Source organism: Phenylobacterium sp. (assembly GCF_046463815.1).
Classification (GTDB): Bacteria; Pseudomonadota; Alphaproteobacteria; order Caulobacterales; family Caulobacteraceae; genus Phenylobacterium.
This window is the reverse complement of sequence record NZ_JBKBRO010000022.1, coordinates 22,070-40,207: the sequence shown is the minus strand read 5'-3', so window position 1 is coordinate 40,207 and position 18,138 is coordinate 22,070. Positions and strand designations below refer to the sequence as shown.

Sequence of the window (18,138 nt, the reverse complement as noted above, 5' to 3'; positions counted from 1 at the left end):
GCTGTGCCGCCAGGACCAAGCTGCGTCACCTTAAGCTTTTTTCACGCCGCCGTTTCCGGGGTGTTTCACGAGCACGCCTAGAAGGCGAAACCGTGTTGCGCCTCGAAACCGGCCAGCACGGGCGGCGTGGCGTCGAACAGTTCGCGGCGGCCGATCCCGTCCTCGGCGCGGACATAGAGGCAGGCCTTGCCGACCGGCCCGTCGCGCTCGACCACGGCCAGGCGGCCGTGCGGGGCCAGCGCCTTCAGCCAGGCCTCCGGCGCACGCGCCACGGCGCCTTCGCAGATCACGAGGTCGTACTCGCCGGGCGGAACCTGGTTCGGATCGGCTTCGGCCTGGATCACCGTGGCGCCGAGCGCCTCTATCACCGCGGCGGCGTACGGCGCCGACAGGGCCAGGACGCGCTCGCCCGGCATGGGGCGGGCCTCCTGCAGCAGCTTGGACACATCGCGCGGCTTCAGCAGGAACCGGCCGGGCGCGTATTCCACCTCGGTGTCAGCGTAGGCCAGGTAGGCCTTGCCCTCGGGGACGAAGCGTTCGCGCGGCAGCTCGCGCATGGCCTCGTGGATCCGGATGTCGGTGACGTCCTGGGTGCGGACCTGGCTTTCCACCATGTTCAGGCGGGCGGCGGCGAAGTCGGCCATCGAATCCCCTTTGGGCGAGCGGCTGGATGAGCGGATCGTGCGGCGGCTTATAGGCCCGCGCGCCACAAACGCAATTGCGTGGACTTCCGGAGATTGCCCCGGCGTCGGCGTTCTGTTAGCCATCGCGCCCTCCGGCGGCCTGATGGCGGAGTGGTGACGCAGCGGACTGCAAATCCGCGTACCCGAGTTCGATTCTCGGTCAGGCCTCCAACATCTCCTTACAAGCGATCCGGCAGGTCCTCCGCCAGGATCTCGGCGGCGTTCGCCTGAGCGCCCCAGAGGGCCGCCTCGTCGAGGCGCTTCAGGTTCAACGCCCGGCGCAGCGCCTTCAGCCACGGATGCGGCGGCGCTGCGGCCGGGTCCTTCCAGCGGTCGAGACGGGGGAAGGCGAATCCGCCGGTCTTCAGCCGCACGTCCAGCACGCCCCGCCCAGGATCGGCGCCACCCGACCCGACACGATGTCGCCCAGGCCGACCAGGGCTTTGTCGAAGAAGACGTTGGTCCACACCACGGGGGCGAACACCGAAGGCGTGGTGCGGCATCCTCACCGCGGCGGCCGAGGGGTTGCGCATGGCGCGACCTCCAATCCGTCCCCAATCCCGCCCGACGCGCAGCTCCACAAGGCCTCTCGCCTCGTGAGCGGCGGTCAGGGGCGCGCGGCCAACAGCGCCCGCGCCGCCTCCAGAATCGGACGCTGCCCCTTGACGACCTTGACCATGGCGGCCTCGAACGGAAACCACGCCGCCTCGTCCACCTCGGGGAAGGCCGCGATTCGGCCCGAACGCGGCGGCCACTCGATCTCGAACAGGTTGCTCTTGAGGGCCGACAGATCGAGGTCGGCCTCCACGAGCCAGGCCCGCACGACCTTGTCGCGCGACGCCCGGCAGGGCGGCAGCTCGATGGGATCGCCCGCGATCGGCTGGCCCAGTTCCTCCTCGAACTCCCGGCGGGCGGCGGCCCAGCCGGCCTCCCCCGGCTCCACAAGCCCCTTGGGGATGGACCAGGCCGCCTCGTCCTTGCCCTTCCAGTAGGGCCCGCCGGGATGGACCAGCAGGAACTCCGGCCCCTCGGCCCCGGCCCGCCAGGCGAGCACGCCCGCGCTGAGGAGCCGGGCCATCGGCCTCAGTCCATCAGCCGCTGCATCAGGTAGGCGTATTCCAGCGCCTGACGCATGGCCCGCTCGTTGAGGTTGGCGGCGGCCGCGTGCCCGCCGTCGATGTTCTCGTAGTAGAGGTAGTCGTAGCCGAGGTCCTTGAGCCGGGCCGCCGCCTTGCGGGCGTGGGCGGGATGCACCCGGTCGTCCTTGGTGGACGTCTCCAGGAACACCTTCGGATAGGGCTGGCCGGCCTTGAGGCTCTGATAGGGCGAATAGCTCATCAGCATCGCCCGCTCCTCCGGGATCGCCGGGTCGCCGTACTCGCCGACCCAGGAGGCGCCCGCGCCGATGTGGGTGTAGCCGATCATGTCGAACAGCGGCACCTGGATGACCACGGCGTTGTAGAGCTCGGGCCGCTTTGTCAGGGCCACGCCCATGAGCAGCCCGCCGTTCGAGCCGCCCATGATGCCAAGCTTCTTCGGGCTGGTGATCTTCCGCGCGATCAGGTCCTCGGAGACGGCGAAGAAATCGTCGTAGACCCGCATCCGGTTCAGCTTCAGGCCGGCGTTGTGCCACCTGGGGCCGAACTCGCCGCCGCCCCGGATGTTGGCGACCACATAGACGCCGCCCTTCTCCAGCCACAGCTTGCCGACCGTCTGGGCGTAGGCCGGGGTCTGGCTGACCAAGAAGCCGCCGTAGGCGTAGAGCAGCGTGGGGTTGGAGCCGTCGAGCTTCAGGTCCTTTTTCGAGACCACGAAGTAAGGGACCTTGGTTCCGTCCTTCGACGTGGCCCAGAACTGCTCGACCTTCATGTCCCTGGCGTCGAAGCGCTCGGGCATGACGGCCAGACGCTCCGGCGCGCCCGCCGCCGCGTCGGCCAGCCACTGGCTGGGCGGGGTCAGGAAGCCCGTGACGTTCAGGATCATCCGGTCGTCGGCCTCGGACGCCGAGCCGATGGAGATGCTGGAGTCCTTCGGCAGGTCCAGCTTCGTCGAGGTCCAGCCGCCGGCCTTGCGCTCGAAGCTGAGCACCTGGCCCTTCACGTTCTCATAGAGGGCGACGACGAGGCGGCTGCGGGTCGTCGCCACCTGCTCGATGGATTGGCTCTCGGTGGGCCGAAGGACGAGGCTGGCGGCGAGCTTCGCGGGGTCGGCCTTCACCGCGGCGAGGTCGAAGTCGATCAGGTCGCCTTCCCGGAAGCCCTTCTCGGGCCAGTCCTGCTCCAGGCTGACGATGAGCCGGCCGGCCACATAGCCCTGGATCGTCGATCGGGTCGGCAGCGCCAGCTTCACCGGCCCGGCGTCCGTCAGCAGGTTGTGTTCGGTGTTGAAGAAGTCGAGAGCGCGCTCCGCCAGCACGGCGGCCGCCGTCCCGTCCGGCTCGCGCAGCACCAGCGGCGAGACCGCCACGTCCTTCGTCTGCCCCCGGAAGACCTCGCGAGCGTCCGACAGCGGCTGGCCGCGCTTCAGGGTCTTGAGCACATAGGCATAACCCGAGGCGGTGACCTCGCCCTTCACCCATTCGGTGCCAACGATCAGGGTGTCGCGGTCGACCCAGGCGTAGTTCGACTTGGCCTCGGGAATCTTGAAGCCGCCATCCACGAACTTGCCGTCGACGGCGTCGAACTCGCGGACCTCGGCGGCGTCCTTGCCGCCGTTCGACAGCTCCACCAGGCAGAGCCGGGCCTCGGGCTCCAGGCAGGCCGCGCCGTGCCAGACCCAGTTGGCGTTCTCGGCCTTGGCCAGCGCGTCGAGGTCCAGGATCGTCCGCCACTCGGGCTTGCCGGTCCGGTAGCTCTCGAGGCTCGTCGTGCGCCAGACGCCGCGCACATGGTCGGCGTCCTGCCAGAAGTCGCGCAGGGAGCCGTCGCCGACGAGGCGGACGGCGGGGATACGGTCCTTGGCGGTCGCGATCGTCAGGGCCTCGGCGTAGAGGCCGGGATAGCGGGGGTCGTTCTGGAGCTGCGGCAGGGAACGGGCGTTCTCCGCCCTCGCCCACTCCAGCGCCTTGGCGCCCTCGATCTCCTCCATCCAGGCGTAAGGATCGTCGGCGGGCGCGGCCCCCATCAGCAGAACTCCGGCGAAAAGCGTCGCAAGCGCACGCAACTTCATCTGGCCATACCCCCAACCTGAACGCCCAGATAGTTCCGACGGGGCGCTCCAGCTCAAGGATTTTCAGGCTCGCTCGCGCCAGATCGCCAGCGCCAGGCGGGGCCGGATCAGGAAGAGCCCGGCCCACACGGCCAGGGCCAGCAGGCGCCGCAGGCGAGCGCGCGGGCGGAAGCGGGTTTCGAACACCTGAGCGTAGTCGAGCGTGGCGGTCATGTGGGGTCTCCCTTCTGCAATGGGGAGACCCTGGGCAGGCCCTACGTCAGTTCCGGACGTGCGCCCGGACGGCGGCCTCGATTTCCTGGCGCATCATGGCCTTCAGCGCCTCGGGGGCGACGATCTCCACCTTGTCGCCCCAGGTGAAGAGGTGCCAGGCGAGTTCGCGCATCCCGCTCGCCCGGAAGCGGACCAGCACGCCGCCGTCGGGTTGAGGTTCCACGGACTGGTTGGCGTGGAAGCGCCAGCGCAACGCGTCCTCCGCGCCCTGCGGCGTGATCCGCAGGACCACGTCCTCGGTGTCGTCCTGGTAGATGCCGAAGCTCTCGTCCGCGTAGGCCTGGAGCGAGAAGTCCTCCGGCCGTTCACCTGGCCGGCCGGTGACCTCCACGTCGAAGATGCGGTCGAGGCGCCAGTTGCGGGGTCCGGTCTCGGCGCTCTCGGCGGCCACCAGGTAGTTCGAGCGGCCGAACAGGATGCCGTAGGGCGTCACCTCGCGGACCCGGCCGGGGCTCGAGCCGCCCTCGTAGCGGAATCGCAGGGTGGAAAGGCCCTTCAGCGCGTCGCGGACCGCCTGCAGCACCGTCTCGTCCTCGAACGGCCGGGGACCTGCGTTCACGGCGATGGTTTCGGCCTGCAATAGGGCTTCGAGGTCCGGCGCGAGCTTTCGCCTGGCGGCCGCGCGGGTGGCCGACAGCACCTTGCGCTCCAGCGACCGCAGGGCTTGGGCCCGCGCGCTCGCCCCCTGCTTCTCGAACGTGTCCCCCGCCGCCGTCAGGGCCGCCAGTTCCTCGGCCGTCGGCGCCTGGAAGAGGCCGTCCAGGCCCGAGGGGATGCGGAACCGCTTGGTGGGCGGGTCGTCCACCTCCTCCAGCGCCGGGAAGACCTCGCGCACCGCGTCACGCATCCGCTCGACCGTGCGGCGGCCCACGCCCAGCCGTTCGGCCATCTCGTCCAGGGTCAGGCCTTCGGCCGTGCTCGCCAGCAGGCGCGCCATCTCCAGCAGCCGGCCGGCCTTTTCATGCCGCATCAGATGTACGTCCGATTCTGTCGCACCGAAGGATCAGAACCGAACCATCGACGACCCGCAAGGAAGGAGTTCGAACGATGGCTTCCCAGTTCCGCCCCCGCCGCGCCTTCAGCCCCCGCCCCGTGAAGGTTCCCCGGCAAGCGCTTCGTCCCGCCGCCCCGTCGGGCACGATCATCAATGGCATCCTGCGCTTCCACGACGTGGTGCGCGAACAGGGCGGCGGCCTCGCCCTGCTCCGCGTCTCCGAGGCCCGGTTGCGCGAACCCGAGGTCCGGGCGTGGTTCGGCGAACAGTCGAAGGACGTGCCGGGCGTCTCGATCCTCTGGAACGAGCGCGAGGGCGAGATCATCCGCGTCCTGGCCGCCTAAAGCTCGTGCCTAGAGCTCATGCCGGTAGTTCGGCTGGTCGATGGCGAGCTGTTCGAAGGCGGTGGCCCTGAGCGCCTCCAGCAGCCCCGGCGTCTCCACCGTCAGTTCGCCAGCCCGGATGCGCTCGCACAGCTCGCCGTTCAGGTCCTCGAACGCGCCCGAACGGCCCAGAAGCGCGGCCATGCGCTCCACGGCCGCGGCCTCGGCGGCGGGCCCCTGCTTCAGCTCCCGCGTGACGGCGGCCAGCGCATTGGCGGCCACGCGCGCCAGAAAGGCGTTGCGGGGATCGAGGCTGGGCCGGATTTGCTCGATCCAGGCGGCGACCGCTTCGGTCAGTTCCTCGGCCTTGGGGTGGGTGATCACAGGCCCTGCTCCAGGAGGACGACGAGGTCGGCTTCGGTCTCGGAGACCCGCCGGCCGATCATGGGCCGCTCGACGGATGGCTCCGCCCCGCTCGCCCAGCTCAGGTACATCAGCAGGCACATGACGCCCCACTTCAGCGACCCCAGCGCCTGCCAGTAGCGGACGCGCTCCAGGGCCACCGGCCGGCCGCCCGCCGCCTCGTAGCCCGCCAGCAGGTCGGCGTAGTCGCCGAAGCCGCCCACCGGCCGGTCGGGCCGGCCGAACCGCCAGGAATTGACGCAGATCCAGCCCAGGTCCTCGGCCGGGTCGCCCACGTGGGCCAACTCCCAGTCCAGCACGGCCGCCACGCCCTTCTGAGGGTCGAACATGATGTTGCCGTTCCGGAAGTCACCGTGCAGCAGCACCGGCTCGACGGGCTCAGGCATCCGCTTGCGAAGGTGCTGGAAGGCGAGTTCCAGCACGGGCCGCTTCGCGCCGCTGTCGCGGTAGAGCTGTTCGTAGCGGTCGAGCTCGTCGCCGGCGTCGGCGACTCGCAGGCCCAGGCCGGGAACCGGCGTGGCGTGGATGCGGGCCAGCACCTCGCCGCACTGGCGCGCCAGCCTGCCCCGCACCGCGTCGAAGCGCGGGTCCGAGACGACCTTGCGGCCCAGCGTCTCGCCCTGGACCGCGCCCATCACATAGGCCTCGCCCAGGCCGTCGGCCTCATCGCAGACGTGGGCCACCGGCGGCACCAGGGCCCCGCTCGCCCCGGCCGCCCGGATCAGTGCGGCCTCGGTGGAGAGCGGCACGGCGCGGGCGTTCTCGGGATCGAAAGCCACCGTGCGGCGGCGCAGGATCAGCGCCTCGCGGCCGTTCTCGCCCTCGATGGCGAAGGCCCAGGTCTCCATGCTGGCGCCGCCCGACAGGCGCTGGGCCTCCAGCACGCGGGCGCCTTCCCCGCCCAGGCGGGCGGCGAGGCGGTCGAGGCCGGCGCGGACGTCGATTTCCATGACCCGACGGAACCTTCCGGTTGGTCTAATCTGATCCCGATCTGGCGGGGCCGCGGCCGGCTTGTAAATGCCTCCGTGGCGTCAACTGCGCCCAAGAAAACCGCGTGAGGAACGGCCCATGGACTTCGATCTGCCCCAGCATCTCGTCGACTACCTGGCTGAGCTCGACCGCTTCATCGAGGCCGAGATCAAGCCCTTGCAGGCGCAGGACGACAACGAGCGGTTCTTCGACCACCGGCGCGAATACGCCCGCACCGATTGGGAGAACCAGGGCCTGCCGCGCAAGGAGTGGGAGGAGCTGCTGGCCGAGGCCCGCAGGCGCGCCGACGCCGCCGGCCACTACCGCTACGCCTGGCCGGTCGAGATGGGCGGCAAGGGCGGCAGCCAGTTCGACATGGCGGTGATCCGCGAGCACCTGGCCGCCAAGGGCCTGGGACTCCACAACGACCTGCAGAACGAGCACTCGATCGTCGGCAACAACCCCTTCGTGCTCATGTTCAAGAGCTTCGCCACGAACGAGCAGTACGAGCGCTACGCGGACCAGCTTCTGTCGGGAAAGATGCGCACGGCGTTCGGCCTGACGGAGCCCAACCACGGCTCGGACGCCACCTTCATGGAGACCCGCGCTGTCCGCGAGACCCGCGACGGCAAGCCGGGCTGGCGAATCGACGGCGCCAAGATGTGGACCACCGGCATGCACGTGGCGACCCACTGCATGGTCTTCGCCCGGACCTCGGGGAAGGACGGCGACGCCACCGGGATCACCTGCTTCATCGTCCCGACGGACAATCCGGGCATCAAGGTCGAGGAATACCTCTGGACCTTCAACATGCCGACCGACCACCCGCGGGTGTCGATCACCGACTGCTGGGTGCCCGAGGACGCCTACTGGGGCGAGATCGACCGGGGCCTGGGGCTGGGCCAGAGCTTCGTCCACCAGAACCGCATCCGCCAGGCGGCCTCGTCCCTGGGGGCGGCGGTCTACTGCATCGAGGAGAGCGTCCGGTACGCCCGCGAGCGCAAGCCGTTCGGCAAGGCGCTGGCCGAGAACCAGGCGATCCAGTGGCCGCTGGTCGAGCTCGCCACCCAGGCCGAGATGCTGCGGCTCCTGATCCGCAAGACGGCCTGGCAGATGGACCGCATGGACCACAAGCAGATCGAGAAGGAGATCTCGGACAAGGTCTCGATGTGCAACTACTGGGCGAACCGGCTGGTCTGCGAGGCCGCCGACCGGGCCATGCAGGTGCACGGCGGCATCGGCTATTCGCGCCACAAGCCCTTCGAGCACATCTTCCGCCACCACCGCCGCTACCGGATCACCGAGGGCTCGGAGGAGATCCAGATGCGCAAGGTGGCGGCCTACCTCTTCGGCTACCTCGGCCCCCGGCGGGCGCAGTTCAAGGGCGTGGAGGCCGGGACCGACTACGTCCAGCCGATCCCGCCCCGCCACGGGTAGGTCAGGCCGCCACGGCCTCGCCGTAGAGGCGGTCGAACACCGGCGGCAGGCTGTCGGGCAGGCCCAGCAGCGGGCCCGAGGAGAGCAGCAGGACCACCTCGTCGTCCGAGAGGCGGCTTAGGGCGGCCGTCGCCTCCTCGGCCGTGCGCACGCCATCGACGGGGACGCCGGTCGCGGCGACGCGGGCCAGGATATCCTCGAAGCTGGACTGCTCGTGGGTCGCCGCCCCGTGGGTCGGCGGCGGGATGACCAGCACCCTGGCCGCGCCTTCGAACACCGTGTCGTACCAGGCCAGCGCCTCGCGGTTGCGCCACGAGAAGGTGTGCGGTTCGAACACCACGGTCAGCGGCCGGGTCGGATAGTGCAGGCGCATGGCCTCGATGGCCGAGCGGGCCTTCTCGTAGGACGAGCCGAAGCCCTCGACGATCGGTACGCGGGAGGTCTTGGTCAGGCGGTCGAGCCGGCGGCGGATGCCCTGGAAGGTCTCGATGGCGGCGGCGAACCGCGCCTCGGCGACGAGGCCGCGCTCCAGGAGGTAGGCGCCGACGCCCACGATGTTCTCGATGTTGTGCTCGCCGAGCAGCGTCGTGGCGAGCGGGGCGCGCCGGCCATCCGGCCCCTTCAGGACGAACCGCGTCACGTCGCCGAAGACGACGTCCTCGGCGCACCAGCCCGCGCAGGGGCCCACGTCGTACCAGACGATCCGGCAGGCGGCCTCGCCCGCGATGGCGCGGATCGCGGGGTGGTCGCGGGCGACCAGCAAACCGTCGGCGGGCAGCAGCCGCAGCAGCTCGCGGAACGGCGTCTCATAGTCCTCGAAGGTCGGGAAGACGTTGACGTGGTCGTGGACCAGCGAGGTCAGCAGCACGTCGCGCGGATGGTAGAGCACGAACTTCGAGCGCCGGTCGGTGGCCGAGACGATGTACTCGTCGCCTTCCAGGATCACCTCGGGCGCAGCGCCCCAGTGGCCGGTGTCCGGCAGCGACGGCGAGATGGCGCCGATCATCCAGCCGGCGTCGCGCCCGGTCTCGCGCAGGACGTGGGCCATCAGCGCCGTGCAGGTGGACTTGCCGAACGAGCCGGCCACCACGGTGTTCAGCTTTCCGGCCGTGGCCTCGCCCACCATCTCGGGGAAGGTGGTGATCCGCACGCTCCGGCGGCGGGCCTCCACCACCTCGGGATTCGAATCGCCGCCCAGCTTGGCGCTGGCCCCCAGCACCAGCACGTCCACGCCGGCCGGGAGATTCGCCGAATCGAACCGCCGGAAGAACGGGAAGCCCAGGCCCTCGACGTAGGTGGACATGGGCGGGAAGACGTCCTCGTCCGAGCCCGACACCTCGTGCCCGGCCTCGCGCATCATCAGGGCCGCGGCGCTCATGCCGGCGCCGGCGATGCCGGTGAAATGGATGCGCATGCGCCCTTCCCTGGCTGGTCGTCCAAGGAGGTTGGTTAGCCGATCCATCGGCCCCGTCCATCCCCTCGCGACAATCGAACGCTGCGCGGCGCAGCGCCCGGGAACCGCCCCCGGCCGGTTTACGCCTCATTAACCGAACCGCCAGAACCTCCGGTTGTCTTCCTTGAAGACACCCCACCATCACCGACTTTTCTTGGCCCGGCGCTAGCGTCGGGCCTTTTTTCATCCCCAGGAAGTTCTTCGGCGGCGCCCCGCCGACCCGCTTGCGCAACCCGCCGGGCCCGCGTATATCGCCGCCCCTCGACGGCCTGATCCCCGGTAGCTCAGTTGGTAGAGCAGTCGGCTGTTAACCGACTTGTCGCAGGTTCGAGTCCTGCCCGGGGAGCCAGCCCGTCGAGGGGAATTGAGGCCTGAAGGCCGCTCCGTCCTAAGTTCCGTCCTAAGTTCACCCGGCGCCAAGAGAGCCGCCGTTGAGCCCCTCCAAGCCCCTCGTCCCGCCCTTCTCCGTCGTCGAGCACGACGAGAGCTTCGAGGTCGTGGACGCCGATGGCCGGAACATCGCCTACCTCTACTTCGATGACCGGCCAGGGGTGACGCGGATCAGGCCCCGGCTGAAGAAGTCCGTGGCCCGACGCATGGCGGAACTGATCGCGCGACTTCCCGAGCTGGAGCCTGAAACGAGAAAACGCCCTTGACCGCATACACCAGACGTGTATGATTATCACATCGATAGCGGATGGATGAGCCAACCGCGATAGGTACGGAGACCTGAAATGACCTATGAAGCCAAGCTCGCCGCCATCGTCGCCGAGATCGCCAAGGTTCTGAAGCCCGAGTTCGACGCCGAAACCTACGCGGCGGGCCTGCTCGAAGAGGCCGAAGACGATCAGCGTCATTTCGAGGTGCGCGGCCTGCACACCAAGACCGGCGCCCCTCACACCTTCAGGATTTGATGAAGACCCTCTACGCCGCCTGCCTCGCCCGCCTCGGCCTCTCGCAGTCCGAGGCGGCTGCGCTTCATGGCGTCCGCCTCGATACGGTCAAGTCCTGGTCCTCGGGCCGCAACCGCGTCCCAGCCGGCGCGTGGGGCGATCTGCGGGCCCGCGAGGCCGCGATCATCGACCGGTCGGAGGCCATCCGCGAGGCTTGGGAAGACGCCGGCGAGGTTCGAGAGATCGAGGCCGACACGCGCGGCGACGCCATCGCGCTCCTCGCCCTCGCCGACTTCGTGCTCTCGGCAGACGTGACCCCGGCGGGTGACGCCGAGGGCTCTTGAGGCGACGGGTGATTTGCATTTTCTGCAAACCAGCCCTCGCGGGTCTGTGATGCGTGGGCCCGCCGGCGTCGTCATCGGCAAGCGGCGATGACGGGCTCGATCCGCGCCAATCGGGCCTTGCGCTGCTGGTTGGCCGTCGCGGTCAGGCGATACCGCTCGTCCGGCGGGGTCGTGCCGTCCAGGGCGTCGTCGGCGTAGGCGCTGGGCTTGGCCGGGAGGTCGGCCGGGACGCAGGCCTTGGCGACCGGGACCTGCACTTCGACGGTCCTGATCTCGGGTTCGGCTCGGTTGGTCGCGCACGCGGCCAGAAGCAGGGCCGGCGCCAGTAACAGGGCTTTCATGATGGGTCCTCCGTCAATGTTGGTCCGGCAGGTCGGGGAGCGGGAGGGTCTGGCCGGCGAGCGCGTGGGTGCAGTCGCTCAGGAACTCGACCATCCCGTTCCTGATGAAGGTGTGGCAGCGCCGGCACTTGAAGCCCCAGTCCTCGCCGTCCGGCGAAGGCCTGCACCAGCAGCTTTTCGACGGATCGTGACCAGGCATGTAATGGCCGCTGGTCACGAGCACCGAGGGCGTGAAGGTTGGCGCGTCGGCATTGCCGTTGTAGCCCCAGCATGGCCGCCCAGCGTCGGCGCGCTCGATGATGACGCTGTGCATCTCCTCGCAGCCCTGGCACCAATAGGTCAGTCCGACCTTGCCGTCGCCTTCCCACCGCCGGACTTTCATCGCGCGTTCTCCTTCACGGCTTCATCGACGGCGAGCATGCGGGCGCAGAGGTCGGCGCCCGCGGGCTTGAGCCTGGCCAGGGCGGTCGCGGCCTTGTCGGCGCGTTCGGCTTCCTGGCGCGTCGCCTGGCGGGCCTTCTCGATCTCGGCTGTCCTGGCCTCGGTTTCACGGCCGAGCCGCTCCAGCGCCGCGTTCTGGCCCGCGATGGAGGCTTCCAGGGCGCGGGTGTTGCTCCGGCAGGTCGCGAGGCTGGTCTCGGCCAGGTCGCGGGCGTTCTCGGCCCGGTCGGCGCGACGGGCCTCGGCGCGCTTTTCCGAACATTGGCCGACCGCGATCAGGGCGAGAACCAGCGCGACGGCCGTCGCGGCGGGTCCGGCGACGCGCGAGGTAAGCGCGGCGATGAGGGTGGCGAGCATCCCAGAACCTTTCGTGCCAGGGGGACGTAGAGGGGCCAGACGATCAGCAGGGCCAGGAGCAGGAGCAGCCGGCGGATCACCGCCAGCCGCCGGCCTTCAGGGCGTCCTGGATCGTCACCGCATAGCCGGCGATCAGGGCCGCGCGGTCGGTGCCGTTGACGATCCGGCGGGCTGCGGTGAACTGCGCCAGCGTCGCCGTCTCGGGCAGGTAGTCGGCCAAGCCTTTCCCGGTGAACCAGCCCTTCTCCATGCCCCGGACGATGACGCGAGCCGAGACCTGGGGATCGAGGGCGAGATCGTAGTTCGCGATCAGGGCGCCGTTCAGCCCGAGCTCGCGGTCGGCGCGCTCGTAGTTGTCGTCCCAGGTCAGTTGCACGTCGCCCCGCCCGTAGGCGATCTGACCGCCGTTCCGGCCGGGCTTGCCGTAGGGTCGCCCCGCCCCTTTGCCGTACTCGCGGATCGGCTTCAGCGTGCCGGCGGTCTCATGGATGGTCGTCGCCAGCACGTAGGCGGCCCAGGCCGTGGGAAGCCGCTCTGCGGCACAGGCGGCGAGGATGCGCTGGCAGCCCTCGACCTCATCTTGGGTGAGGACCGGACCCAGCAGGGGGTGCTTGCGGAGGTGGTCGAAGAAGGCCCCGGGGTCGGAAAGGCCGTGCGGGGCCGCCGCGGCCGGCGCTGGCGGGCCTTGGCGCTCCTCCGGCTGGCTGAGGACGTTCGCAGCTTCCGAGGCCTGTACGGCTAGAATTTCGGCCTCGGCGCGTTCCAGGGCCTGGCGAGCCTCGCGAACCCTGGCCAGGGCGGCCTCAACGCTCATCGCTGCACCCGCTCGTTCGGGGGCAGCTCGCCGGCGTCAACGGCCGGCGCCGCGGCCTTGGCCTTCTCGACCTCGGCGCTCGCCGAGACGGCCTTGTTGTTCTCCCATGCACGGAAGCCGTAGAGGCCGGCAAGGCCAGCGAACACAGCGCCCATATACACGGCCGCTCCGCTCAGATCGTCTGAGTAGAAGGCCAGCCGAACTGTCGATATGGCCGCCGCGCCCGCCGTGACATAAATCGCGAAGGGGCGTGCCAAGTCGGCAATAATCTCTTTCACCATCACTGGCCCTTTCGAGTAGTATTGTCGCATGGCCAAGAAGCTCGATCTCGCCGGCTCAAGGTACGGACTTCTGACTGTGCTGGAGTTCGCCGGTAATCAGGGCAGCGTTCGCCTGTGGCGCTGCATCTGCGATTGCGGACAAGAGCGCGTAGTCCGTCAAACCAACCTGCGATCCGGCCACACAACTAGCTGTGGCTGCGTCTATCGCGCGAGCATCGCGGCTCGCAGCCTCACTCACGGACAGGCGACCGGAGGCGCGATTTCGCCGGAGCTGCGCAGCTACTACAAGGCCAAGGCCCGCTGCTATACGCCGTCCACACCATCGTTTTCGGAATACGGCGGGCGGGGCATCCGAATGTGCGACGAGTGGCTCGCCAACCCGCAGGCCTTCCTCGACCACATGGGCCCGCGCCCGCCCGAAACGTCCCTCGACCGCATCGACGTCAACGGCCACTACGAGCCCGGAAACTGCCGGTGGGCCACCCGGAAGGAACAGGCGAACAACCGCCGACCGCGGCGGTGGAGGAGGAAGCCCGAGTGCTTGGCCTCTTAGGCGCTCGCCGAGGTCACGACGATTGAGAACGGCCGGGCCAGATCGCCGACCAGGCCCTTGAACTGATCCAGGGTCATCGGTCGCCCTCCATCTTCGTGATCGAGGTCTGGCCGCTCGCGATGTTGGCGAGCGCGCGCTGGACGCCCGCCAACTCGCGGGCCTGTTTCTCGCTCGACTTCTCCAGGTGCTCGAATCTGACATCGAGCCTGACCACGGCGTCGTTGAGCTTCTGCAGCAGCCCTTCATCGCGTTCCATGGTCTCAATCCGCTGGGCCAGCACCCCTGCCGACGCCACGGCTTCACGCCTGAACGTCTCCATCCCGGCCGCCCACGTCTTGAGCTCGTTCACGGCGTCCTGGAGACCCTTGACGATCTGCCGCATCGTCGCGATCAGCGCAGCGGCCGTGACCAGATAGAAGGCGGCCTGCATGGTCAGGCTCGCCCAAGGCGCGTCGGGCATCGGGATCATCCTGTTCTGGAGGGGCCGGGCGGCCAGGGTCAGTCCGAGTTCGCCGGCCGGGTCCGCACGGCCAGGAAGATCACGGTGGCGCGGAAGAACGACCGGCCGCCGCTGACCAGGGCCAGCAGCAGGAAGAGGTCGATCAGGAACTTGGGCTTGCCGATGGCCCCGATCCTCAGGAGGTAGAGGAGCCAGTCGTGCAGCAGGGCCATGGCCTTCTCAGGCCCCCACCGCTTGATCCACCAGGCGAAGATCCCCGGACGCGAGACGCCGTCGTAGACGAAGCCGGCCGGGATGACGGTCAGCAGGAACCGGGCGCCGGTCCACAGCTCGATCCAGACCTCGACGTCGTCGGTGAGCCGGGCGCGGTCGCCCTCTACCGGCTCGTCCGGGATCGGGTCCGGAAATTCGAGGACGATCAGCGGGCGCCGCGCCGGCACGGCCACTTCGGGTTGCGAAGCGGACGAACCTGAGACACCATAGGTTTCATAGAGCAACCGTTCTATCTCGCCGTGTTGGCTGGGGCCGAGAGCCCCAGTCCGGTTGTGGTGCCGGCCGATCCGGCTTCCACCCTCGAAGATCGCGTGGCGGACGCCCTCGCCCGGCAGCACCGTCTGCCGCCGGGGTCCGCCTATCAGGCGCGGGTGTGGGGGCCTCTCCGGCCTGGGTACGAGACCAAGTCCTTCGACTTCATGCCCTGAGGGGTCTGGGCGCGGTTAGGCCGGATAGCCGGCCGTCACGTCGATCGCGTCCAGGGCCTGCTCGTCCTCGGCCTCCAGGGCGTCGGCGATGGCCTTCTTGATCGCGCCGAAGGTCTGGAGCATGACGTAGCCCCGCTGAAGGGCCGAGAGCTGCACGCCATCCCCAGTGACCAGCACGGTCAGGGCCTGGGCCGCCGTGGTCTGAACCCAGACGTTGGCCGTGGTCTTCAGCGGCTGGAGCGTCGTCGGGGCGGACCCGAGCAGCGCCGTGATCGCCCCGGCGCCGACGCTCAGCCAGTTCTTGAGATCGTCCTGGCCGTTGTAGGGATCGTCCCGCATCTGCAGGGTCTGGACACCGGCCGCGCCCGCCGAGACGCCGTCGTCATCCAGCGCCTCGATCTGGCCGAAGTCCCAGGTCATCGGGGTCTGCCGGACCTGGTTGTAGTAGGCCTCGGCCGCGGCGCGCTTCAGCGCGGCCTTCTCCGCCAGCGTCAGGGCTTGGGCGGCGAGGCGGGCGTTGCCGATCGTGCGAGGGGTCATGGGTTAGGCTCCATCAGTTCCAGAACAGACCGGCGGCGGAAATTTGCCAGGAGAAGCCCGCCGAACCCTCGACCCGCCACTTCATCGAGGTCCCCGAGGGCTGTGCGCTGATGTCCACGTCGAGCGCCTCGTACATCGTGAAACCCCCGGTCAGCGCCTCGCGCGCCACCAGCGTGACCTGGGTCCAGGTCGTCCCGCCGTCACGGCTGACGTAGCCCTTGAGGTTGGTGTTGAGGGTGAAGGAGGTGTTCGCCTTCACCGCCGCGATCAGATGGGCTCGGGTCGGCGCGGCCAGCGCGGAGTAGGCCGCCGAGCGAAGATCTATGGCGACCGGCGCGGCGGCCTCCAGGATCTTCATTTCCTGAACCGTCAGGTAGCCGCCGCCCTGGGTCGCAGTGATGTTCAGGCGGAAGCGGCTGTAGGATACGGGCGCGGGGAGGTTGAAGGTCCGAAGTTCGTTAGCGGTGAACCCGGCGACGTTCGTCTGCGTGTCCAGCACGACCCACGTCGAACCGTTCCAGCCCTCGAACGTCCACGACTTCGGCATTTCGCTAGTCGTGCCGCTATCTGGCGCGCCGAGCTGATACCCTGCACAGTTGATCGCTGAAGGTAGCGTGATGTCCAACGTCCCCGTCGACACGGCGTTGGTCTGCCAGCGGTTCTCGTTGCCTGTCGTCTGCCCGTCGAAGGCCTTGTACGCCGCCCGCGTGCCGTACGTGCTGGACGCCGCCGCCAGGTAGCCGGAAGGCGCATTGTTCGCGGTCATCGTGAACGCCACGGCGGTCGGCGGGTTCACGATAACGTCGTACAACTTCGACCCGGCGTTGTACGCTTCCCCCGCCGAGCCCGCCGCATCGACCCCATCGGTGTCGGAAAAGTCGTCGGCGACGCCGTTCGGGGCGCCCATCTGGTTGGCCTTCAGCTCGGCCAGGGCCAGGAACACCCGCGTCATGTCGCGCAGCAGGTCGGTGGCCGCCGCTGCGCCAATCAGGGCCTGGGCGGCGGCGGCGTCGGCCGCGCCCCAGAGCGAGCGCCCGTAGGAGGTCGTGTTGGCCAGGGCCATGGCGCTCGCGCCGGTGAAATAGGCGGCCTGGCCGGCCGACGGCGACTGCCCGGCCAGGGCGGCAAGGATCGCGCTGTAGGCCTGGACGTCGGTCCCGATCACGAGGCCCAGCGCCGTCCTGAGGCTGCTGGCGCTGATCGCGCCGGTCAGGCCAGCCACCGACAGCACGAGGTCGGTCGGAACCGGCAGCAGCTTCCAGTCCGCCAGCGTGGACGGGCTGTTGGTGGAAAGGATGTAGGTCCGGCTGACGTCCTCCCGGATCGCGACGTCACCCTTCTCGGCGGTCAGCGCCAGCATGGCGGTCTCGTCCGCCACGGTGAAGACGTCGTTGATCGCGATGGCCGGCAGGCGGGCCGGGTCGATGACGCCGGTCGTGATCTCGGCGCCGTCGATCCCGGTGGCTTCCTTCAGCAGCTTCCCGGTCGCCCCGTCGAACCTCGCCAGCGCGTTGGCCGTCGCCCCGGCCGGGCCAACCACATCGCCGGTTCCGAGGCCGTCCGCGCCCTTGTCGCCCGACCTGAAGAACGCCACCGCCACGGGCACGCCACCGGCGGTGAAGGGTGCGTCGCCACCGTCCGCGAGCGCGACGGCCAGTTTCCGGTAGCCGGTCGCCGCGGTAACCGAGGTGACGTTGTAGAGCGCCATCCGCCCGGCGTTGGTGACCTGGCGGACGAGGATCGCGCCCTTCACGGCGTTGTCGGCGTCATCCCAGGCGTCGATGTAGCCCGAGACGTCCACGCCGCTGGTTTCCGCGACGCTGAGATAGATCTCGGTCACCAGCGCCAGGTCGGCGTTGTTGAACCTGATCTGCCCCGTGCCCGGATCACCGTCGACCGTCGAGGTGGAGAAGTCGTAGATCAACGACGCGGACGGGCCGATGGCGCCGGTCGGGCCGGGGTCGCCACGCGGCAGCACGAAGTCGAGGACCGCTGCTTCCGGCGTGCCGGAGTTCGTGACGGCGGGCGTGGAACCAGGCGCCGAGGCCGTCACCGACCCCACCGTGATCGTGCCGGCCGGGCCCTGGTCGCCTTGAAGGCCCTGCGGCCCCCGGATGTCGGTGGCCTCGGCCGCCGTCGCCACGAAGCCCAGCGGGCCGAGAAACTGACCGACCGCAGGCTTCGTCCCCGCGCCGCCGATCCAGTCAGCGACCTGGTGGACGCGCCGCGCGCCGTCCGCCACCTCGGCCAGCACCGGCGACCAGCCCGCATCGCCCTGGGGGCCGATCAGGCTCACGAACGTCCCGGGCCAGGCCCCGGCGGATTTCGGCCCGTAGAACCGGTCGTTCGTCGTGTCGATGTAGAAGTCGCCGTCCACGCCCTGGGCGTCCAGCGGCGCGCCGGACCCGTTGCGGATCGTCTTGCCGTCAGCGCCGGGGTCGCCCTTAAACTCCCCGAGGTCCTGCCAGACCGCCTCGATGTAGACGAAGAGATGACCCGCGCTCGGCCCGGTCGTGACCACGGCGCTGTCGCCCGGGTCCGGCGTCAGCGCGGCCAGGTCGCCGACGGTGTCCACCACGTACTTGGGCACGCGCAAGACCTCGACGTCGTCGAGGATCGTCTCCGCACGCGTCAGCAGCAGTTGAACCGCCGCCAGGAGGTCGGTGAGTTCGCTCATCGGGGTTCCTTGG

24 protein-coding genes and 2 tRNA genes are annotated in these 18,138 nt (G+C 69.4%); 8 read left to right on the top strand and 18 right to left on the bottom strand.

From position 1 onward, the window contains the following. Positions 1-77: 77 nt before the first annotated feature. Entirely contained in the window at positions 78-644 is a 567-nt protein-coding gene (locus ACK4TT_RS14875; protein ID WP_409641200.1) for a protein-L-isoaspartate O-methyltransferase family protein, read from the bottom strand. 136 nt (positions 645-780) lie between these two features. On the opposite strand from ACK4TT_RS14875, the gene ACK4TT_RS14870 reads away from it, so the two are divergent. Next, a tRNA-Cys gene (locus ACK4TT_RS14870) sits at positions 781-854 on the top strand. Positions 855-862: 8 nt separating this feature from the next. On the opposite strand, the gene ACK4TT_RS14865 is transcribed toward ACK4TT_RS14870, so the two are convergent. The 5 genes from ACK4TT_RS14865 to ACK4TT_RS14845 form a co-directional block, all read right to left on the bottom strand. Further along, the gene (locus ACK4TT_RS14865; protein ID WP_409641203.1) at positions 863-1,057 is read right to left on the bottom strand and encodes a hypothetical protein; all 195 of its coding nucleotides are present in this window, start codon (positions 1,055-1,057) and stop codon (positions 863-865) included. Positions 1,058-1,290: 233 nt separating this feature from the next. Continuing rightward, positions 1,291-1,761, bottom strand: a complete 471-nt coding sequence (locus tag ACK4TT_RS14860) for an NUDIX hydrolase (protein ID WP_409641205.1) — start codon at positions 1,759-1,761, stop codon at positions 1,291-1,293. Positions 1,762-1,766: 5 nt separating this feature from the next. Continuing rightward, positions 1,767-3,806, bottom strand: coding sequence for a prolyl oligopeptidase family serine peptidase (locus ACK4TT_RS14855; RefSeq protein WP_409641208.1), 2,040 nt, complete (start codon positions 3,804-3,806; stop codon positions 1,767-1,769). Between the two features lie 108 nt (positions 3,807-3,914). After that, positions 3,915-4,064, bottom strand: a complete 150-nt coding sequence (locus ACK4TT_RS14850; RefSeq protein WP_409641211.1) for a hypothetical protein — start codon at positions 4,062-4,064, stop codon at positions 3,915-3,917. A gap of 46 nt (positions 4,065-4,110) precedes the next feature. Then, on the bottom strand, positions 4,111-5,094 hold the full coding sequence (locus ACK4TT_RS14845; protein ID WP_409641213.1) for a helix-turn-helix transcriptional regulator: 984 nt from the start codon (positions 5,092-5,094) through the stop codon (positions 4,111-4,113). Between the two features lie 77 nt (positions 5,095-5,171). On the opposite strand from ACK4TT_RS14845, the gene ACK4TT_RS14840 reads away from it, so the two are divergent. After that, the gene (locus ACK4TT_RS14840) at positions 5,172-5,462 is read left to right on the top strand and encodes a hypothetical protein (RefSeq protein WP_409641216.1); all 291 of its coding nucleotides are present in this window, start codon (positions 5,172-5,174) and stop codon (positions 5,460-5,462) included. 9 nt (positions 5,463-5,471) lie between these two features. Here ACK4TT_RS14840 and ACK4TT_RS14835 read toward each other — a convergent pair whose 3' ends face one another. Both ACK4TT_RS14835 and ACK4TT_RS14830 read right to left on the bottom strand, forming a co-directional pair. Beyond that, entirely contained in the window at positions 5,472-5,825 is a 354-nt protein-coding gene (locus tag ACK4TT_RS14835; protein ID WP_409641219.1) for a DUF6285 domain-containing protein, read from the bottom strand. Beyond that, a complete protein-coding gene (locus ACK4TT_RS14830) occupies positions 5,822-6,814 on the bottom strand; it encodes a phosphotransferase family protein (RefSeq protein WP_410213317.1) in 993 nt (330 codons plus the stop codon). The genes ACK4TT_RS14835 and ACK4TT_RS14830 overlap by 4 nt, the downstream gene beginning before the upstream one ends. A 118-nt stretch (positions 6,815-6,932) precedes the next feature. Between ACK4TT_RS14830 and ACK4TT_RS14825 the strand changes: the two genes are divergently transcribed. After that, complete coding sequence (locus ACK4TT_RS14825) at positions 6,933-8,270, top strand: acyl-CoA dehydrogenase family protein (RefSeq protein WP_409641225.1); 1,338 nt, start codon at positions 6,933-6,935, stop codon at positions 8,268-8,270. 1 nt (position 8,271) lies between these two features. On the opposite strand, the gene ACK4TT_RS14820 is transcribed toward ACK4TT_RS14825, so the two are convergent. Beyond that, positions 8,272-9,684 carry a Mur ligase family protein gene (locus ACK4TT_RS14820; protein ID WP_410213316.1) on the bottom strand — a complete coding sequence of 471 codons (1,413 nt, stop codon included), beginning with the start codon at positions 9,682-9,684 and terminating at the stop codon, positions 8,272-8,274. Between the two features lie 312 nt (positions 9,685-9,996). Between ACK4TT_RS14820 and ACK4TT_RS14815 the strand changes: the two genes are divergently transcribed. The 4 genes from ACK4TT_RS14815 to ACK4TT_RS14800 all read left to right on the top strand — a co-directional run bounded on the left by ACK4TT_RS14815 (position 9,997) and on the right by ACK4TT_RS14800 (position 10,960). Then, positions 9,997-10,072 (top strand) — tRNA-Asn (locus tag ACK4TT_RS14815). 82 nt (positions 10,073-10,154) lie between these two features. After that, positions 10,155-10,379: a hypothetical protein gene (locus tag ACK4TT_RS14810; protein WP_410213315.1), complete on the top strand. Its 225-nt coding sequence runs from the start codon at positions 10,155-10,157 to the stop codon at positions 10,377-10,379. A gap of 78 nt (positions 10,380-10,457) precedes the next feature. Then, positions 10,458-10,637, top strand: coding sequence for a hypothetical protein (locus ACK4TT_RS14805; protein WP_410213314.1), 180 nt, complete (start codon positions 10,458-10,460; stop codon positions 10,635-10,637). Beyond that, positions 10,637-10,960 carry a helix-turn-helix domain-containing protein gene (locus ACK4TT_RS14800; protein ID WP_410213313.1) on the top strand — a complete coding sequence of 108 codons (324 nt, stop codon included), beginning with the start codon at positions 10,637-10,639 and terminating at the stop codon, positions 10,958-10,960. Before ACK4TT_RS14805 ends, ACK4TT_RS14800 begins: the two co-directional genes overlap by 1 nt. A 71-nt stretch (positions 10,961-11,031) precedes the next feature. Here the strand turns inward: ACK4TT_RS14800 and ACK4TT_RS14795 are convergent, their stop codons facing one another. From ACK4TT_RS14795 to ACK4TT_RS14775, 5 genes are all read right to left on the bottom strand, one after another. After that, a complete protein-coding gene (locus ACK4TT_RS14795) occupies positions 11,032-11,301 on the bottom strand; it encodes a hypothetical protein (protein WP_410213312.1) in 270 nt (89 codons plus the stop codon). Between the two features lie 13 nt (positions 11,302-11,314). Then, entirely contained in the window at positions 11,315-11,683 is a 369-nt protein-coding gene (locus ACK4TT_RS14790) for a DUF6527 family protein (RefSeq protein WP_410213311.1), read from the bottom strand. Then, positions 11,680-12,099, bottom strand: coding sequence for a hypothetical protein (locus tag ACK4TT_RS14785; protein ID WP_410213310.1), 420 nt, complete (start codon positions 12,097-12,099; stop codon positions 11,680-11,682). The genes ACK4TT_RS14790 and ACK4TT_RS14785 overlap by 4 nt, the downstream gene beginning before the upstream one ends. A 76-nt stretch (positions 12,100-12,175) precedes the next feature. Continuing rightward, positions 12,176-12,913: a hypothetical protein gene (locus ACK4TT_RS14780; RefSeq protein ID WP_410213309.1), complete on the bottom strand. Its 738-nt coding sequence runs from the start codon at positions 12,911-12,913 to the stop codon at positions 12,176-12,178. Continuing rightward, a complete protein-coding gene (locus tag ACK4TT_RS14775; RefSeq protein ID WP_410213308.1) occupies positions 12,910-13,194 on the bottom strand; it encodes a hypothetical protein in 285 nt (94 codons plus the stop codon). The genes ACK4TT_RS14780 and ACK4TT_RS14775 overlap by 4 nt, the downstream gene beginning before the upstream one ends. 28 nt (positions 13,195-13,222) lie before the next feature. Here ACK4TT_RS14775 and ACK4TT_RS14770 point away from each other — a divergent pair, with 28 nt between their 5' ends. Next, a complete protein-coding gene (locus ACK4TT_RS14770) occupies positions 13,223-13,747 on the top strand; it encodes an AP2 domain-containing protein (protein WP_410213307.1) in 525 nt (174 codons plus the stop codon). Positions 13,748-13,820: 73 nt separating this feature from the next. Here the strand turns inward: ACK4TT_RS14770 and ACK4TT_RS14765 are convergent, their stop codons facing one another. From ACK4TT_RS14765 to ACK4TT_RS14750, 4 genes are all read right to left on the bottom strand, one after another. After that, positions 13,821-14,207 carry a hypothetical protein gene (locus ACK4TT_RS14765; RefSeq protein WP_410213306.1) on the bottom strand — a complete coding sequence of 129 codons (387 nt, stop codon included), beginning with the start codon at positions 14,205-14,207 and terminating at the stop codon, positions 13,821-13,823. A 38-nt stretch (positions 14,208-14,245) separates the two neighbouring features. Continuing rightward, the gene (locus ACK4TT_RS14760) at positions 14,246-14,647 is read right to left on the bottom strand and encodes a DUF1353 domain-containing protein (protein WP_410213305.1); all 402 of its coding nucleotides are present in this window, start codon (positions 14,645-14,647) and stop codon (positions 14,246-14,248) included. A gap of 276 nt (positions 14,648-14,923) precedes the next feature. Continuing rightward, positions 14,924-15,448: a hypothetical protein gene (locus ACK4TT_RS14755; protein WP_410213304.1), complete on the bottom strand. Its 525-nt coding sequence runs from the start codon at positions 15,446-15,448 to the stop codon at positions 14,924-14,926. A gap of 13 nt (positions 15,449-15,461) precedes the next feature. Beyond that, positions 15,462-18,125, bottom strand: a complete 2,664-nt coding sequence (locus ACK4TT_RS14750; RefSeq protein ID WP_410213303.1) for a discoidin domain-containing protein — start codon at positions 18,123-18,125, stop codon at positions 15,462-15,464. Positions 18,126-18,138 lie beyond the last annotated feature (13 nt).

Coding starts and splice junctions, on each gene's coding strand:
- ACK4TT_RS14875 (WP_409641200.1), bottom strand. CDS start 644: ATGGCCGACTTCGCCGCCGCCCGCCTGAACATGGTGGAAAGCCAGGTC.
- ACK4TT_RS14860 (WP_409641205.1), bottom strand. CDS start 1,761: ATGGCCCGGCTCCTCAGCGCGGGCGTGCTCGCCTGGCGGGCCGGGGCC.
- ACK4TT_RS14855 (WP_409641208.1), bottom strand. CDS start 3,806: ATGGGGGCCGCGCCCGCCGACGATCCTTACGCCTGGATGGAGGAGATC.
- ACK4TT_RS14850 (WP_409641211.1), bottom strand. CDS start 4,064: ATGACCGCCACGCTCGACTACGCTCAGGTGTTCGAAACCCGCTTCCGC.
- ACK4TT_RS14845 (WP_409641213.1), bottom strand. CDS start 5,094: ATGCGGCATGAAAAGGCCGGCCGGCTGCTGGAGATGGCGCGCCTGCTG.
- ACK4TT_RS14840 (WP_409641216.1), top strand. CDS start 5,172: ATGGCTTCCCAGTTCCGCCCCCGCCGCGCCTTCAGCCCCCGCCCCGTG.
- ACK4TT_RS14830 (WP_410213317.1), bottom strand. CDS start 6,814: ATGGAAATCGACGTCCGCGCCGGCCTCGACCGCCTCGCCGCCCGCCTG.
- ACK4TT_RS14825 (WP_409641225.1), top strand. CDS start 6,933: ATGGACTTCGATCTGCCCCAGCATCTCGTCGACTACCTGGCTGAGCTC.
- ACK4TT_RS14820 (WP_410213316.1), bottom strand. CDS start 9,684: ATGCGCATCCATTTCACCGGCATCGCCGGCGCCGGCATGAGCGCCGCG.
- ACK4TT_RS14805 (WP_410213314.1), top strand. CDS start 10,458: ATGACCTATGAAGCCAAGCTCGCCGCCATCGTCGCCGAGATCGCCAAG.
- ACK4TT_RS14800 (WP_410213313.1), top strand. CDS start 10,637: ATGAAGACCCTCTACGCCGCCTGCCTCGCCCGCCTCGGCCTCTCGCAG.
- ACK4TT_RS14795 (WP_410213312.1), bottom strand. CDS start 11,301: ATGAAAGCCCTGTTACTGGCGCCGGCCCTGCTTCTGGCCGCGTGCGCG.
- ACK4TT_RS14790 (WP_410213311.1), bottom strand. CDS start 11,683: ATGAAAGTCCGGCGGTGGGAAGGCGACGGCAAGGTCGGACTGACCTAT.
- ACK4TT_RS14785 (WP_410213310.1), bottom strand. CDS start 12,099: ATGCTCGCCACCCTCATCGCCGCGCTTACCTCGCGCGTCGCCGGACCC.
- ACK4TT_RS14780 (WP_410213309.1), bottom strand. CDS start 12,913: ATGAGCGTTGAGGCCGCCCTGGCCAGGGTTCGCGAGGCTCGCCAGGCC.
- ACK4TT_RS14775 (WP_410213308.1), bottom strand. CDS start 13,194: ATGGTGAAAGAGATTATTGCCGACTTGGCACGCCCCTTCGCGATTTAT.
- ACK4TT_RS14770 (WP_410213307.1), top strand. CDS start 13,223: ATGGCCAAGAAGCTCGATCTCGCCGGCTCAAGGTACGGACTTCTGACT.
- ACK4TT_RS14765 (WP_410213306.1), bottom strand. CDS start 14,207: ATGCCCGACGCGCCTTGGGCGAGCCTGACCATGCAGGCCGCCTTCTAT.
- ACK4TT_RS14755 (WP_410213304.1), bottom strand. CDS start 15,448: ATGACCCCTCGCACGATCGGCAACGCCCGCCTCGCCGCCCAAGCCCTG.
- ACK4TT_RS14750 (WP_410213303.1), bottom strand. CDS start 18,125: ATGAGCGAACTCACCGACCTCCTGGCGGCGGTTCAACTGCTGCTGACG.